The sequence below is a fragment of the Klebsiella indica genome (genome assembly GCF_005860775.1).
GTDB classification, from domain to species: domain Bacteria; phylum Pseudomonadota; class Gammaproteobacteria; order Enterobacterales; family Enterobacteriaceae; genus Klebsiella; species Klebsiella indica.
In genome coordinates this window covers 1-16,458 of sequence record NZ_VCHQ01000020.1, presented here as the reverse complement: position 1 = coordinate 16,458, position 16,458 = coordinate 1, and the positions used below count along the sequence as shown (strand labels likewise).

The 16,458-nt window shown below is 60.3% G+C and carries 13 protein-coding genes; all 13 read left to right on the top strand.

Features of this window, described 5'->3' with window-relative positions:
- The first annotated feature begins 11 nt into the window (after positions 1 to 11).
- Entirely contained in the window at positions 12 to 1,460 is a 1,449-nt protein-coding gene (nifD, locus tag FE839_RS15485; RefSeq protein WP_138361700.1) for a nitrogenase molybdenum-iron protein alpha chain, read from the top strand.
- Between the two features lie 55 nt (positions 1,461 to 1,515).
- The gene (gene nifK, locus FE839_RS15480) at positions 1,516 to 3,078 is read left to right on the top strand and encodes a nitrogenase molybdenum-iron protein subunit beta (RefSeq protein WP_138361699.1); all 1,563 of its coding nucleotides are present in this window, start codon (positions 1,516 to 1,518) and stop codon (positions 3,076 to 3,078) included.
- 39 nt (positions 3,079 to 3,117) lie between these two features.
- Positions 3,118 to 3,336: a putative nitrogen fixation protein NifT gene (nifT, locus tag FE839_RS15475; protein ID WP_138361698.1), complete on the top strand. Its 219-nt coding sequence runs from the start codon at positions 3,118 to 3,120 to the stop codon at positions 3,334 to 3,336.
- 10 nt (positions 3,337 to 3,346) lie between these two features.
- Positions 3,347 to 4,009, top strand: coding sequence for a NifB/NifX family molybdenum-iron cluster-binding protein (locus tag FE839_RS15470; protein WP_138361697.1), 663 nt, complete (start codon positions 3,347 to 3,349; stop codon positions 4,007 to 4,009).
- 3,156 nt (positions 4,010 to 7,165) lie between these two features.
- Positions 7,166 to 8,539 (top strand): nitrogenase iron-molybdenum cofactor biosynthesis protein NifE, encoded by a 1,374-nt coding sequence (gene nifE / locus FE839_RS15465; protein ID WP_138361696.1) that lies wholly within the window; start codon positions 7,166 to 7,168, stop codon positions 8,537 to 8,539.
- A gap of 10 nt (positions 8,540 to 8,549) precedes the next feature.
- Positions 8,550 to 9,935: a nitrogenase iron-molybdenum cofactor biosynthesis protein NifN gene (gene nifN / locus FE839_RS15460; RefSeq protein WP_138361695.1), complete on the top strand. Its 1,386-nt coding sequence runs from the start codon at positions 8,550 to 8,552 to the stop codon at positions 9,933 to 9,935.
- Complete coding sequence (locus FE839_RS15455) at positions 9,922 to 10,392, top strand: NifB/NifX family molybdenum-iron cluster-binding protein (protein ID WP_138361694.1); 471 nt, start codon at positions 9,922 to 9,924, stop codon at positions 10,390 to 10,392. The genes nifN and FE839_RS15455 overlap by 14 nt, the downstream gene beginning before the upstream one ends.
- A gap of 196 nt (positions 10,393 to 10,588) precedes the next feature.
- Positions 10,589 to 11,413 (top strand): Fe-S cluster assembly protein NifU, encoded by an 825-nt coding sequence (nifU, locus tag FE839_RS15450; protein WP_138361693.1) that lies wholly within the window; start codon positions 10,589 to 10,591, stop codon positions 11,411 to 11,413.
- Between the two features lie 30 nt (positions 11,414 to 11,443).
- Positions 11,444 to 12,646: a cysteine desulfurase NifS gene (nifS, locus tag FE839_RS15445; protein WP_138361692.1), complete on the top strand. Its 1,203-nt coding sequence runs from the start codon at positions 11,444 to 11,446 to the stop codon at positions 12,644 to 12,646.
- Positions 12,647 to 12,658: 12 nt separating this feature from the next.
- On the top strand, positions 12,659 to 13,801 hold the full coding sequence (gene nifV, locus FE839_RS15440; RefSeq protein ID WP_138361691.1) for a homocitrate synthase: 1,143 nt from the start codon (positions 12,659 to 12,661) through the stop codon (positions 13,799 to 13,801).
- Complete coding sequence (locus FE839_RS15435; RefSeq protein ID WP_171034898.1) at positions 13,801 to 14,061, top strand: nitrogenase-stabilizing/protective protein NifW; 261 nt, start codon at positions 13,801 to 13,803, stop codon at positions 14,059 to 14,061. Before nifV ends, FE839_RS15435 begins: the two co-directional genes overlap by 1 nt.
- Positions 14,058 to 14,504 carry a nitrogen fixation protein NifZ gene (locus FE839_RS15430; RefSeq protein WP_138361689.1) on the top strand — a complete coding sequence of 149 codons (447 nt, stop codon included), beginning with the start codon at positions 14,058 to 14,060 and terminating at the stop codon, positions 14,502 to 14,504. The genes FE839_RS15435 and FE839_RS15430 overlap by 4 nt, the downstream gene beginning before the upstream one ends.
- Complete coding sequence (gene nifM / locus FE839_RS15425) at positions 14,501 to 15,301, top strand: nitrogen fixation protein NifM (protein ID WP_138361688.1); 801 nt, start codon at positions 14,501 to 14,503, stop codon at positions 15,299 to 15,301. The genes FE839_RS15430 and nifM overlap by 4 nt, the downstream gene beginning before the upstream one ends.
- The last annotated feature ends 1,157 nt before the right edge of the window (positions 15,302 to 16,458 follow it).

Below are 16,458 nucleotides of genomic sequence, written 5' to 3'. Positions count from 1 at the left end.
GGATAATGACCATGACCAACGCAACAGGCGAACGTAATCTGGCGCTCATCCAGGAAGTCCTGGAGGTGTTCCCGGAAACCACGCGTAAAGAGCGTAAAAAGCACATGATGGTCAGCGATCCGCAAATGGAAAGCGTTGGCAAGTGCATGACCTCCAACCGCAAATCGCAACCCGGCGTGATGACCGTGCGCGGCTGCGCGTATGCGGGTTCCAAAGGGGTGGTTTTTGGGCCAATTAAAGATATGGCTCATATTTCCCACGGGCCGATCGGCTGCGGCCAGTACTCGCGCGCCGGACGACGCAACTATTACACCGGCGTCAGCGGCGTCGAGAGTTTTGGCACGCTGAACTTCACCTCAGATTTCCAGGAGCGCGACATCGTCTTCGGCGGCGATAAAAAACTCAGCAAACTGATTGAAGAAATGGAGCTGCTGTTCCCGCTCACAAAAGGCATCACCATTCAGTCGGAATGTCCGGTGGGGTTGATTGGCGATGATATCAGCGCCGTGGCGAATGCCAGCAGCAAAGCGCTGAATAAACCGGTGATCCCGGTTCGCTGCGAAGGCTTTCGCGGCGTATCGCAGTCGCTGGGGCACCATATCGCCAACGACGTGGTACGCGACTGGGTGCTGAACAACCGCGAAGGGCAGCCGTTTGAAGCCACGCCTTACGATGTGGCGATTATCGGCGACTATAACATCGGCGGCGATGCCTGGGCTTCGCGCATTCTGCTTGAAGAGATGGGGTTACGGGTCGTTGCGCAGTGGTCCGGCGACGGTACGCTGGTCGAAATGGAAAATACGCCATTCGTGAAGCTGAACCTCGTCCACTGCTACCGTTCGATGAACTACATTGCCCGGCATATGGAGGAAAAGCATCAGATTCCGTGGATGGAGTACAACTTCTTCGGGCCAACCAAAATCGCCGAATCGTTGCGCAAAATCGCCGACCAGTTTGACGACACCATTCGCGCCAACGCCGAGGCGGTGATCGCCCGATACGAGGCGCAAATGGCGGCGATTATCGCCAAATATCGTCCGCGCCTGGAGGGGCGCAAGGTGCTGCTCTATATGGGCGGCCTGCGGCCACGCCACGTTATCGGCGCCTATGAGGATCTGGGCATGGAGATCATCGCTTCCGGGTATGAGTTTGGCCATAACGATGATTACGACCGCACCCTGCCGGAACTGAAAGAGGGAACCCTGCTGTTCGATGATGCCAGCAGCTATGAGCTGGAGGCCTTCGTTAAGGCGCTGAAGCCCGATCTGATCGGCTCCGGCATCAAGGAAAAGTACATCTTCCAGAAAATGGGCGTGCCGTTCCGCCAGATGCACTCGTGGGACTATTCCGGCCCGTACCACGGCTACGATGGTTTCGCTATTTTCGCCCGCGATATGGATATGACCTTAAACAACCCGGCGTGGAGCGAACTGACCGCTCCGTGGCTGAAGTCTGCGTGATTGCCCACTCACTGTCCCGTCTGTTCACCGATTTGTGGCGCGGGAGGAGAACACCATGAGCCAAACAATTGAGAAAATTAATAGCTGCTATCCGCTATTCGAACAAGATGAATATCAGCAACTGTTCCGCAATAAACGCGGTATGGAAGAGGCGTATGACGCGCAGCGCGTGCAGGAGGTCTTCGACTGGACGACCACCGCCGAATATGAAGCGCTCAATTTCCAGCGCGAAGCCCTGACCGTCGATCCGGCGAAAGCCTGCCAGCCGCTGGGCGCGGTGCTCTGTGCGCTCGGATTTGCCAACACCCTGCCCTATGTACACGGTTCCCAGGGGTGCGTGGCCTACTTTCGCACCTATTTTAACCGCCATTTCAAGGAGCCGATCGCCTGCGTTTCCGACTCAATGACCGAAGACGCGGCGGTTTTCGGCGGCAACAACAATATGAACAAGGGCCTGCAGAACGCCAGCGCGCTATACAAACCGGAGATCATCGCCGTCTCGACCACCTGCATGGCGGAAGTTATCGGCGATGACCTGCAGGCGTTTATCGCCAACGCCAAAAAAGATGGTTTTGTCGACAGCAGCATCGCCGTGCCGCACGCCCATACGCCAAGCTTTATCGGTAGCCACGTCACCGGCTGGGACAATATGTTTGAAGGGTTCGCCAAAACCTTTACCGCCGACTACCAGGGGCAGCCAGGTAAACTGAAAAAGCTCAATCTGGTGACCGGTTTTGAAACCTATCTCGGCAACTTTCGCGTATTAAAGCGGATGATGCAACAGATGGCGGTGCCGTGCAGCCTGCTTTCCGACCCGTCAGAGGTGCTCGATACCCCTGCCGATGGGCATTATCGGATGTATGCGGGCGGCACCAGCCAGCAGGAGATAAAAGAGGCCCCGGACGCCATTGATACGCTGCTGCTGCAACCGTGGCAGTTGCTGAAGAGTAAAAAAGTGGTTCAGGAGATGTGGAATCAGCCCGCGACTGAAGTGGCGATCCCGCTGGGGCTGAGCGCCACCGACGAACTGCTGATGACCGTCAGCCGGCTTAGCGGCAAACCGATTCCCGACGCCCTCACCCTTGAGCGCGGACGGCTGGTGGATATGATGCTCGATTCCCACACCTGGCTGCATGGCAAGAAATTTGGCCTCTACGGCGACCCGGATTTTGTCATGGGGCTGACTCGCTTCCTGCTGGAGCTGGGCTGCGAGCCGACGGTTATTCTGAGCCATAACGCCAACAAACGCTGGCAAAAAGCGATGAAGAAAATGCTTGATGCCTCGCCCTACGGGCGTGAAAGCGAAGTGTTTATCAACTGCGATCTGTGGCACTTCCGTTCGCTGATGTTCACCCGTCAGCCGGATTTTATGATTGGCAACTCTTACGGCAAGTTTATTCAGCGCGATACCCTGGCAAAGGGCAAAGCCTTTGAAGTACCGCTCATCCGTCTCGGCTTTCCGCTGTTTGACCGTCACCATCTGCACCGCCAGACCACCTGGGGCTATGAAGGCGCAATGCAGATTGTGACAACGCTGGTCAACGCGGTACTGGAGAAACTGGATAGCGATACCAGCCAGTTGGGTAAAACCGATTACAGCTTCGACCTCGTCCGTTAACCATCAGGCGCCCCGCATTATGCGGGGCCAGGAGGGAATATGCCCATCGTGATTTTTCGTGAGCGCGGCGCGGATCTGTATGCCTATATCGCCAAACAGGACCTGGAAGCGCGTGTGATACAGATTGAGCATAACGACGCCGATCGCTGGGGCGGCGCCATTTCGCTGGAAGGAGGACGCTGTTATTACGTTAATCCTCAGCCTGCACGGCCTGTCTTCCCGGTAAGCCTGCGCGCGACCCGCAATACGCTGCTATAAGGAGCTGAAGATGTCCGACAACGATACCCTTTTCTGGCGTCTGCTGGCGCTGTTTCAGACTTTACCGGACCTGCAACCGGCGCAAATCCTGGACTGGCTGGCGCAGGAGAGCGGAGAGACGCTGACGCCATCGCGGCTGTCCACCCTGACGCAAACGCAATTAGCCGCCCGCTTTCCCTCGCCTGATGCGGTGATGTCTCCCGCCCGCTGGTCACGGGTGATGTCTTGTCTGCGAGGCGAACTGCCCGCCCATTTACGTATCATTCGCCCCGCTCAGCGCACGCCGCAGCTGCGGGTCGCCTTTTGCTCGCAGGATGGTCTGGCGATTAACGGTCATTTCGGTCAGGGGCGGCTGTTTTTTATCTATGCGTTCGATGAGCAAGGCGGCTGGCTGTACGATCTGCGCCGCTATCCCTCCGCGCCCCTCCAGCAGGAGCCCGGCGAAGTGCGCGCCCGGCTTGTGGACGACTGCCAGTTGCTGTTTTGTCAGGAGATTGGCGGGCCTGCCGCCGCCCGGCTGATTCGTCACCGGGTACATCCGATGAAAGCGCAGCCCGGTACCACTATTCAGGCCCAGTGCGACGCGATCAATACGCTGCTGGCAGGGCGTTTACCGCCGTGGCTGGCGAAGCGACTTAACAGGGATAACCCTCTGGAGGAGCGCGTTTTTTAATCCCTGTATTGTGCCTGTTGCCCGCTGACCCCGCGGGCTTTTTTAGCGTTACCGGGAGCGGTGGAATGCGTGCCGTCTACGCGGCCCATGCCGCCGGGTAATTGCTGACAACGTGCGTTTTTCAGCAATTGCCCGGCGGCGCTTCGCTTGCGCGGGCCTACGTCGCTTGATCGGTTCTACAGAGTGAGTAGGTCGGGTAAGGCATCAGCCGCCACCCGGCAAAAATGCGGACGCAATATCTCATGCAGATTCGGCATCACGCTCAAACCTGCTTCACATTCTGGTTCAGTGAGTAGGCCGGGTAAGGCGTCAGCCGCCACCCGGCAAAAATGCGGGCATGGTAGCGAAAACCGGCCTGTTATCCCCCGGTGGCGCCTCATATTCCGGTTCCGTGGGCTGTTCCGTTCACCGTCAGTACGAGGATATATGTTATCTCCGCAGCCGGTGAACGGCATTGCGCTGGAAACCTGCCGCTGCGCGGTCCGCTCCACTCCGGCTTCATCTGGCGGACCGGCTGAGACGCGGCATCCTTGCCGCGACTCAGCCTCTGGCCGCCGTCCTGGCGGCCAGTCCTGGATGCGCGCCTGCGTTCCCGCCAGGTTTCCCTGATGCGCCCAACCCCCATGCGGTGAGCCCGCAGTAAACCTGCAACTGCCTGACCGCTGAAAGTGATAAAAAACTGGGGAAAATACCGCCCTCATCTGAAAGACCGACAGCGACGAATACCCTGCTGAAACCACAAAACCCACAGCGATGCCCTGGTGCCCGCTGAAACCGGCGAACCGGAGACCCGAAGACAAGGGCTGGACGCCAGGGATGGCGGCCAGAGGCGAATCGAGGCATGACGCCGAGTTGAGCCGACCGCAGGCTGAGGGCCGGGAGGTGAGCGCAGTGCGCAGCACCGGTTTCTTTGCGGGACCGCGGGGATTGTAAAGGGGAGACGGTTTTCTCCCCCTTTACCCGTTCACGGGCGACAGTCATCCATTTTCTGCGGGATTACGGTGAACGGAACCCGTGGCGCAGGGCCTGTATTTATGGTTTTCCAGGTCAGGTAAGGCGTCAGCCGCCACCCGGCAAAAATACGGGCATGGTAGCGAAAACCGGCCTGTTATCCCCCGGTGGCGCCTCATATTCCGGTTCAGAGGGCTGTTCCGTTCACCGTCAGTACGAGGATATATGTTATCTCCGCAGCCGGTGAACGGCATGGGGGCGTTTCGCTCGCCCCCATGACCCCCGGCATTGCGCTGGAAACCTGCCGCTGCGCGGTCCGCTCCACTCCGGCTTCATCTGGCGGACCGGCTGAGACGCGGCATCCTTGCCGCGACTCAGCCTCTGGCCGCCGTCCTGGCGGCCAGTCCTGGATGTGCGCCTGCGTTCCCGCCAGGTTTCCCTGATGCGCCCACCCCCCCGGCGGTGAGCCCGCAGTAAACCTGCAACTGCCTGACCGCTGAAAGTGATAAAAAACTGGGGAAAATACCGCCCTCATCTGAAAGACCGACAGCGACGAATACCCTGCTGAAACCACAAAACCCACAGCGATGCCCTGGTGCCCGCTGAAACCGGCGAACCGGAGACCCGAAGACAAGGGCTGGACGCCAGGGATGGCGGCCAGAGGCGAATCGAGGCATGACGCCGAGTTGAGCCGACCGCAGGCTGAGGGCCGGGAGGTGAGCGCAGTGCGCAGCACCGGTTTCTTTGCGGGACCGCGGGGATTGTAAAGGGGAGACGGTTTTCTCCCCCTTTACCCGTTCACGGGCGACGGTCATCCATTTTCTGCGGGATTACGGTGAACGGAACCCGTGGCGCAGGGCCTGTATTTATGGTTTTCCAGGTCAGGTAAGGCGTCAGCCGCCACCTGACAAGAATGCAGGCATGGTAGCTAAAACCGGCCTCTCATCCCCCGGTGGCGCTGCGCTTACCGGGGCTACGGGCGCTCAGAGTGAGTAGGCCGGGTAAGGCGTCAGCCGCCACCCGGCAAAAATGCGGACGCAATATCTCATGCAGATTTGGCATCACGCTCAAACCCGCTTCACATTCCGGTTCAGAGGGCTGTTCCGTTCACCGTCAGTACGAGGATATTCGTTATCTCCACAGCGTGTGAACGGGCAGGGGGACGTTTCGCTCGTCCCCCTGCACCCCCGGCATGGCGCTGGAAACCTGCCGCTTCGCGGTCCGCTCCACTCCGGCTTCATCTGGCGGACCGGGCGCGACTCGTGATTACTCGTCCCATCCCTGGGACTCGCCCTTTCAGGGCCAGCGCAAGCGCTGTTCAAAATTGCTCCGGGCAATTTTGTCCTGTCACGACTCAGCCTCTGGCCGCCGTCCTGGCCGCCAGTCCTGGATGCGCGCCTGCGTTCCCGCCAGGTTTCCCTGATGCGCCCACCCCCCCGGCGGTGAGCCCGCAGTAAACCTGCAACTGCCTGACCGCTGAAGGTAATAAAACACAGGTTTTCTATTTTCTATTAAGCAGCGACGAATATCCTGCTGAAAGCACAAAACCCGCAGCGATGCCCTGGTGCCCGCTGAAACCGGCGAGCCGGAGACCCGAAGACAAGGGCTGGACGCCAGGGATGGCGGACAGAGGCGAATCGAGGCATGACGCCGAGTTGAGCCGACCGCAGGCTGAGGGTCGGGAGGTGAGCGCAGTGCGCAGCACCGGTTTCTTTGCGGGACCGCGGGGATAGTAAAGGGGGAGACGGTTTTCTCCCCCTTTACCCGTTCACGGGCGACAGTCATCCATTTTCTGCGGGATTACGGTGAACGGAACCCGTGGCGCAGGGCCTGTATTTATGCGGTTTCCAGGTCCGGTAAGGCGTCAGCCGTCACCTGACAAAAATACGGGCAGGGTGGCGAAAACTCGCTCGTCACCCCCCGGTGGCGCTGCGCTTACCGGGGCTACGGGGCCTCAGCCGTCTGAAGGAGGCGAGCCAGGACCAGGCTTTAGCCGCACTTAACAGCGTCTGGCAGACACCTTTTCATCAACAAAACCTAACGTTATCGCGGTAAGTGATAAAAACCCCCTTCCCCCCACCACGGCATTGTCTGATTGTTGGCTTTGTCGCAAAGCCAACAACACTTTTCCCTTAAAAATCAATGCACCTTTTCTGGAGCGCGAATTGCATCACCTCGTTATCCCCCACCGTCAACGAGGTCACTATGAAGGGAAATGAAATTCTGGCGCTGCTGGATGAACCGGCCTGTGAACACAACCATAAGCAAAAATCCGGCTGTAGCGCCCCCAAACCCGGCGCCACTGCCGGCGGCTGCGCGTTCGACGGCGCTCAGATAACCCTGCTGCCCATCGCGGATGTGGCGCATCTGGTACACGGCCCCATCGGCTGCGCCGGCAGCTCGTGGGATAATCGCGGCAGCGTAAGCTCCGGGCAAACCCTCAACCGGCTCGGATTCACCACCGATCTCAACGAACAGGATGTGATTATGGGCCGCGGTGAACGCCGCCTGTTTCACGCGGTACGCCATATTGTCACGCGTTATCATCCGGCGGCGGTCTTTATCTACAACACCTGCGTACCCGCGATGGAGGGCGACGATCTGGAAGCGGTATGCCAGGCCGCGCAAACCGCCACCGGCGTACCGGTCATCGCCGTTGATGCCGCCGGTTTTTACGGCAGTAAAAATCTCGGCAACCGGCTGGCGGGCGACGTAATGGTTAAACGGGTGATTGGTCAGCGCGAACCCGCCCCCTGGCCCGAAACATCGCCGTTTCCCCCGGAACACCGTCACGATATCGGCCTGATTGGCGAATACAATATCGCCGGTGAGTTCTGGCATATTCAGCCGCTGCTGGATGAGCTGGGCATTCGCGTGCTCGGCAGCCTCTCCGGCGATGGCCGTTTTGCCGAGATCCAGACCATGCACCGGGCGCAGGCGAATATGCTGGTCTGCTCGCGGGCGTTAATCAATGTCGCCAGAGCGCTGGAGCTGCGCTACGGCACGCCGTGGTTCGAAGGCAGTTTTTACGGTATCCGCGCCACCTCCGACGCGCTGCGTCAGCTGGCGACGCTGCTTGGCGATGATGATTTATGCCGCCGCACCGAAGCGTTAATCGCGCGGGAAGAGCAGGCGGCGGAACAGGCGCTTATCCCGTGGCGCGAGCAGCTTCGCGGACGCAAAGCGCTGCTTTATACCGGCGGGGTCAAATCATGGTCGGTGGTGTCGGCGCTACAGGATTTGGGCATGACCGTGGTGGCGACCGGCACACGTAAATCCACCGAAGAGGATAAACAGCGTATCCGCGAACTGATGGGCGATGACGCGGTCATGCTGGAGGAAGGCAACGCCCGCAGCCTGCTGGACGTGGTTTATCGCTATCAGGCTGACCTGATGATCGCCGGTGGACGCAACATGTACACCGCGTATAAAGCCCGCCTGCCGTTTCTCGATATCAATCAGGAGCGCGAACACGCCTTCGCTGGCTATCAGGGAATCGTCACTCTCGCCCGCCAGCTCTGTCAGACCCTCGACAGCCCCATCTGGCCACAAACCCATTCCCGCGCCCCCTGGCACTAAGGAGAACAGTATGGCAGACATTTTCCGCAGCGATAAACCCCTGGCGGTCAGCCCAATCAAAACCGGTCAACCGCTCGGGGCGATCCTCGCCAGTCTCGGGATCGAGCACAGCATCCCCCTGGTCCATGGAGCACAGGGATGCAGCGCCTTCGCCAAAGTCTTTTTTATTCAGCACTTTCACGACCCGGTGCCGCTGCAATCGACGGCCATGGACCCGACCTCGACGATTATGGGCGCCGACGGCAATATTTTTACCGCCCTCGATACCCTGTGCCAGCGTAACAACCCGCAGGCCATCGTGCTGCTGAGCACCGGCTTGTCGGAAGCCCAGGGGAGCGACACTTCCCGCGTGGTTCGCCAGTTTCGCGAAGAGTACCCCCGACACAAAGGGGTCGCGATACTGACGGTCAATACCCCGGATTTTTACGGCTCCATGGAAAATGGCTATAGCGCGGTGCTGGAGAGCGTTATTGAGCAGTGGGTTGCGCCTGAACCGCGCCCCGGTCAGCGTAATCGCCGGGTCAATCTGCTGGTCAGCCATCTCTGTTCCCCGGGCGATATCGAATGGCTGCGCCGATGCGTCGAAGCCTTTGGCCTGCAGGCGATTATTCTGCCGGATCTGGCGCAATCGATGGACGGCCACCTGGCGCAGGGCGATTTCTCACCGCTGACCCAGGGCGGAACGCCGTTGCGTCAGATAGAGCAGATGGGGCAAAGCCTGTGCAGCTTCGTCATCGGCGTCTCCCTGAGTCGGGCTTCATCGCTGCTGGCCCAGCGCAGCCGCGGGGAGGTGATGACCCTGCCGCACCTGATGACCCTCGAACGTTGCGACGCCTTCATTCAGCAACTGGCGAAAATTTCCGGACGCGGAGTACCCGCATGGCTTGAACGCCAGCGCGGCCAGCTACAGGATGCCATGATTGACTGTCATACGTGGCTGCAGGGCCAGCGCATGGCGATGGCGGCGGAAGGCGATCTGCTGGCGGCGTGGTGCGATTTCGCCAACAGCCAGGGGATGCAGCCCGGCCCGCTGGTGGCGCCCACCGGCCATCCCAGCCTGCGCCAGCTGGCGGCTGAACGGGTAGTTCCTGGCGATCTGGAAGATCTGCAAACCTTGTTATGTTCCCAGCCTGCCGACCTGCTGGTGGCCAACTCCCACGCCCGCGATCTGGCGGAACAGTTTGCGCTGCCGCTGGTTCGCGCCGGCTTTCCGATTTTTGACCGGCTCGGCGAGTTCCGTCGGGTACGCCAGGGATATTGCGGAATGCGCGATACGCTGTTTGAACTGGCGAATCTGCTGCGCGAGAGACACCACCATCTTCCCCTCTACCGCTCGCCGCTTCGCCAGCACGTGGACCCCTCACTCACCGCAGGAGCCGCTTATGCCGACCATTAACCGTCAGTTTGATATGGTCCACTCCGACGACTGGTCAATGAAGGTCGCCTTCGCCAGTTCCGACTACCGTCACGTCGATCAGCACTTCGGCGCCACGCCGCGGCTGGTGGTATACGGCGTCAAAGCGGATCGGGTCACCCTGATCCGGGTGGTTGATTTCGCTGTCGAAAATGGCCATCAGGCGGAGAAGATCGCCCGGCGGATCCACGCCCTTGAGGGGTGCGTCACCCTGTTCTGCGTGGCGATTGGCGATGCGGTTTTCCGCCAGTTATTACAGGTTGGCGTTCGCGCCGAACGCGTTCCGGCGGACACCACCATCGTCGGTCTGTTACAGGAGATCCAGCTCTACTGGTACGACAAAGCGCAGCGTAAAAGCGCCCGCCAGCGCGACCCGGAACGTTTTGTCCGGCTGCTGCAGGAGCAGGAGTGGCAGGAGGATCTGGATCCACGCCGCTAACCATGTCGTTTCTGTGACAAACCCCACAATAAATAACGACAGTGTCGGCCGCGGGTTGTCATGTTAAACCGTTAACCCATTAAGAATTAACGTATTTACGCATTGGTACTGCATTTGCTTGTTGGTTATCACCACCGCATTTTTTGCGGTGGACCGCGCCCCGGCGTTTTCCGTCATCATCCCTGGAGCTGACAGCATGTGGAATTACTCCGAGAAAGTGAAAGACCATTTTTTTAATCCCCGCAACGCGCGCGTGGTGGACAACGCCAACGCGGTAGGCGATGTGGGTTCATTAAGCTGCGGCGATGCGCTGCGTCTGATGCTACGCGTTGACCCGCAAACCGAAATTATCCAGGAGGCGGGCTTCCAGACCTTCGGTTGCGGGAGCGCGATCGCCTCCTCTTCCGCCCTGACCGAACTGATTATCGGCCATACCCTTGATGAAGCCGGGCAAATCACCAACCAGCAGATCGCCGATTATCTCGACGGCCTGCCGCCGCAAAAAATGCACTGCTCGGTGATGGGCCAGGAGGCCCTGCGCGCGGCCATCGCCAACTTTCGCGGCGAAAGCCCGGAAGCGGAGCATGAAGAGGGCAAACTGATCTGCAAATGCTTCGGCGTCGATGAAGGGCATATTCGCCGGGCGGTGCTGAACAACGGCCTGACCACCCTCGAAGAGGTAATCAACTACACCAAAGCGGGCGGCGGCTGCACCGCCTGCCATGAAAAAATCGAGCTGGCGCTGGCGGAAATCCTCGCGCAGCAGCCGCCGTCGCCCCTCCCGGTCACCAGCAGCAAAGATCCGCACTGGCAGAGCGTCGTCGATACCATCAATGAACTGCGCCCGCATATCCAGGCCGACGGCGGCGATATGTCGCTGCTTAACGTCGCCAATCATCAGGTGACCGTCAGCCTGTCCGGCAGCTGTAGCGGCTGCATGATGACCGATATGACTCTGGCCTGGCTGCAGCAAAAGCTGATGGAGCGCACCGGCTGTTATATGGAAGTGGTGGCGGCATAGGCCGCGGTTAACTGACCCAAGGGGGACAAGATGAAACAGGTTTATCTCGATAATAACGCCACCACGCGCCTGGATCCGATGGTTCTGGAAGCGATGATGCCCTTTTTGACGGATTTCTACGGCAACCCGTCATCAATACATGATTTCGGCATTCCGGCTCAGGCCGCTCTGGAGCGCGCACACCAGCAGGTTGCGGCGCTACTGGGCGCGGAATATCCCAGCGAGATAATCTTTACCTCCTGCGCCACCGAGGCCACCTCCACCGCTATCGCCTCGGCGGTCGCCCTGATGCCGGAACGTCGCGAAATTATTACCACCAGCGTCGAGCATCCGGCGACGCTGGCGGCCTGCGAACATCTGGAGCGTCAGGGGTATTTGATCCACCGGATCGCGGTCGATAGCGAGGGCGCGCTGGATATGGCGCAGTTCCGGGCGGCGCTCAGCCCGCGCGTCGCGCTGGTCAGCGTGATGTGGGCCAATAACGAAACCGGCGTGATTTTCCCGGTGGTCGACATGGCGGATCTGGCCCATGAACAAGGGGCGCTGTTTCACTGCGACGCGGTGCAGGTGGTGGGAAAATTGCCGATAAACGTCAGTAAGACCCGCATCGATATGCTCTCCTGTTCGGCACATAAGTTCCACGGGCCGAAAGGCGTCGGCTGCCTCTGGCTACGCCGGGGAACGCGCTTTCGTCCGCTGCTGCGCGGCGGCCATCAGGAACACGGTCGGCGAGCCGGAACCGAAAACATCACCGGCATCGTCGGCATGGGCGCGGCCTGCGAACTGGCGCACATTCATCTGCCGGGAATGGGGCACATCAGCCAGTTGCGCGATCGCCTGGAACAGGGCCTGTTGGCTGACGTTCCCTCCGTGATGGTGATGGGCGGCAACCAGCCGCGCGTGCCGGGCACGGTAAATCTGGCTTTCGAGTTTATTGAAGGCGAGGCCATTCTGCTGCTGTTAAATAAGTCCGGGATCGCCGCGTCCAGCGGCAGCGCCTGTACATCAGGTTCGCTGGAGCCTTCCCACGTGATGCGGGCGATGAATATTCCCTACACCGCGGCCCACGGTACTATCCGTTTTTCCCTCTCGCGCTACACCCGGGAAAAAGAGATTGATTACGTCATCGCCACCCTGCCACCGATTATCGACCGGCTGCGCGCGCTGTCGCCCTACTGGCAAAACGGCAAGCCGCGCCCGGCGGATGCGCTATTCACGCCGATTTACGGCTAAGACGGGGTCGCGATGGGACGCATACTGATTAACGATACCACTCTGCGCGATGGTGAGCAGAGCCCCGGCGTAGCCTTTCGCACCAGCGAAAAGGTCGCCATTGCCGAGGCGCTGTATGCCGCGGGAGTAACGGCGATGGAAGTGGGCACCCCGGCAATGGGGGACGAGGAGATTACGCGGATCCAACTGGTGCGCCGCCAGTTGCCTCACGCCACCCTGATGACCTGGTGCCGGATGAACGCGCTGGAGATCCGTCAAAGCGCCGATCTGGGCATCGATTGGGTGGATATCTCCATTCCGGCGTCGGACAAACTGCGACAGTACAAACTGCGCGAGCCATTAGCGGTACTGCTGGAGCGGCTGGCGAAATTTATCCATCTTGCCCATACCCTCGGTATGAAGGTATGCGTGGGTTGCGAGGATGCCTCGCGGGCCAGCGAACAGACCCTGCGCGATATCGCCCTGGTGGCGCAGCAAGCCAGTGCCGCCCGCCTGCGCTACGCCGATACGGTCGGCATACTTGACCCGTTTACCACCGTGGCGCAAATCTCCGCCCTGCGTAACGTCTGGCCCGGCGAAATCGAAATGCATGCGCATAACGATCTTGGCCTTGCCGCCGCCAATACCCTGGCGGCGGTCAGGGCTGGCGCCACCAGCGTCAATACCACCATTCTTGGTCTTGGGGAACGGGCGGGCAACGCGGCGCTGGAGACCGTCGCGCTGGGTCTTGAACGCTGCCTCGGCGTCGAGACCGGCGTTCAGTTTGCGGCGCTGCCCGCGCTCTGTCAGAAAGTGGCGGATGCATCCTTGCGCCCCATCGACCCGCAGCAGCCGCTGGTGGGCGAGCTGGTCTTTACCCATGAGTCCGGCGTCCACGTGGCGGCGCTGCTGCGCGATAGCGAAAGCTATCAATCCATTGATCCGGCGCTGATTGGCCGCCGCTATAAGCTGGTACTGGGGAAACACTCCGGGCGTCAGGCGGTCAACGGCGTGTTCGACCAGATGGGGTATCACCTGAGTTCGGCGCAAATTAATCAACTGCTGCCCGCGATACGCCGCTTTGCCGAAAACTGGAAGCGCAGCCCGAAAGATTACGAACTGGTGGCACTCTATGATGAGATCTGCGCTGAACCCGTACTGCGAGCGAGGGGGTGATCATGGAGTGGTTTTATCACATACCCGGCGTTGACGAACTGAGCTCCGCCGAATCCTTTTTTCAGTTTTTTTCCGTCGCCTATCAGCCGGAGCGCCTTGCGCCCTGCTGTCTGCCGGTGCTGGCTACATTTCATCGCAAACTGCGCGCTGCAGTTCCGCTACGCAACCAACTGGAGGAAAACGCCCACGCACACTGGCTGCTGGCGCGGCGCTTGCTCGCTGAGAGCTATCAGCAGCACGTTCAGGAGAGCGGCACATGAGACCGAAATTCACCTTCAGCGACGAGGTCCGCGTGGTACGCGCGATTCGTAATGATGGCACCGTCGCGGGCTTCCCGCCGGGCGCGCTGCTGGTCAGGCGCGGCAGCACCGGGTTTGTGCGCGACTGGGGCATTTTTTTGCAGGATCAGATCATCTACCAGATCCACTTTCCCGACAGTGACCGGATTATCGGCTGCCGCGAACAGGAACTGATCCCCATCGCTCAGCCCTGGTTGGCCGGGAATTTGCAATATGGCGATACCGTCACCTGTCTGATGGCGTTGTCGGTCAACGGCGATGTGGTCGTGGCCGCTGGTCAGCGGGGACGCATTGAAGCCACCGATCAGGGGGAGTCCGGCGACGACTATACCGTCGACTTTAGCGGCCGCTGGTTCAGGGTCCCGGTACAGGCCATCGCCCTGGCTGAGGAGAGAGAATCATGAACGCATGGGAACGTTTTGGTCGACAGCGGCTGGCGCGCAGCCGCTGGAACCGTGAACTGAGCGCATTAAACGCAGCCGACAGAGAGGCTTTTGAGCAGGCCTGGCAGCGCCAGCACCAGATGGAACAGGCGATCGTCGCGCTGGTCCCGCCAGGCGATATTACCGCCGCGCTAAAAGAGAACATTGCCGCTTCCCTTAGCGTCTGGCTCGACGAAGGCGGTTTTACCCCGCCGGAACGCGCGGCTATCATACTACATCACGCCCGGCTGGAAATCGCCTTTGCCGATATTGCCCGACAGGTGCCGCAGCCGGATCCCTCTACGGTACAGGCCTGGTATCTGCGCCATCAGACGCAGTTTGTGCGCCCGGAACAGCGTCTGACCCGTCACCTGCTGCTGACCGTCGATGATGACCGCGAAGCGGTTCACCAGCAAATCCTGCATTTTTATCAGCAAATCGACGCTTCCCGCGACGCCTTTGCCCTGTTGGCGCAGCGCCATTCCCAGTGTCCGAGTGCGCTGGAGGGCGGGCGTTTAGGCTGGATTAGCCGAGGGTTACTTTATCCGCAACTGGAGGAAGCGTTGTTTTCGCTGGCGGAAAACGGGCTGAGTCAGCCGGTCGCCAGCGAGCTGGGCTGGCATCTGTTATGGTGTGAAGCGATTCGCCCTGCCGAACCGATGGCGCCGCAGCAGGCGCTGCAGAGCGCCCGGGATTATCTCTGGCAGCAGAGTCAACAGCGCCACCAGCGCCAGTGGCTGGAACAGATGATCTCCCGTCAGCCGGGGCTGTGCGGGTAGCCGCGTCTAGGCTGTTGCCCCTCAGATGACCGGAAACCCGTAGCCCCGGTAAGCGCCACGCCGCCGGGGGATAACAAGCCGGTTTTCGCTACCATGCCCGCATTCCTGTCAGGTGGCGGCTGGCGCCTTACCTGACCTACAAATTCATGAATACCGGGCTCCCGTCTTTCAGACAGCTGAGGACCCGTAGCCCCGGTAAGCGCAGCGCCACCGGGGGATAACAAGCCCATTTAGCTACCATGCCCACATTTTGCCGGGTGGCGGCTAACGCCTTACCCGGCCTACTCGGTTGTGTTTTATCACCTTCAGCGGTCAGGCAGTTGCAGGTTTCCTGCGGGCTCACCACATGGGGGTTGGGCGCATCAGGGAAACCTGGCGGGAACGCAGGCGCGCATCCAGGACTGGCCGCCAGGACGGCGGCCAGAGGGCGGGTCGAGACAGGACAAAATTGCCGGGAGCAATTTTGAACAGCGCTTGCGCTGGCCCTGAAAGGGCGAGTCCCAGGGATGGGACGAGTAATCACGAGTCGCGCCCGGTCCGCCAGATGAAGCCGGAGTGGAGCGGACCGCGAAGCGGCAGGTTTCCAGCGCCATGCCGGGGGTGCAGGGGGACGAGCGAAACGTCCCCCTGCCCGTTCACACGCTGTGGAGATAACATATATCCTCGTACCGGCGGTGAACGGAACAGCCCACGGGACCGGAATGTGAAGCAGGTTTGAGCGTGATGCCGAATCTGTATGAAATTATTGTGCCCGCATTTTTGCCGGGTGGCGGCTGACGCCTTACCCGGCCTACTCACTCTGAGCGCCCGTAGCCCCGGTAAGCGCAGCGCCACCGGGGGATGAGAGGCCGGTTTTAGCTACCATGCCTGCATTCTTGTCAGGTGGCGGCTGACGCCTTACCTGACCTGGAAAACCATAAATACAGGCCCTGCGCCACGGGTTCCGTTCACCGTAATCCCGCAGAAAATGGATGACCGTCGCCCGTGAACGGGTAAAGGGGGAGAAAACCGTCTCCCCTTTACAATCCCCGCGGTCCCGCAAAGAAACCGGTGCTGCGCACTGCGCTCACCTCCCGACCCTCAGCCTGCGGTCGGCTCAACTCGACGGCCTGTCTCGATTCGCCTCTGTCCGCCATCCCTGGCGTCCAGCCCTTGTC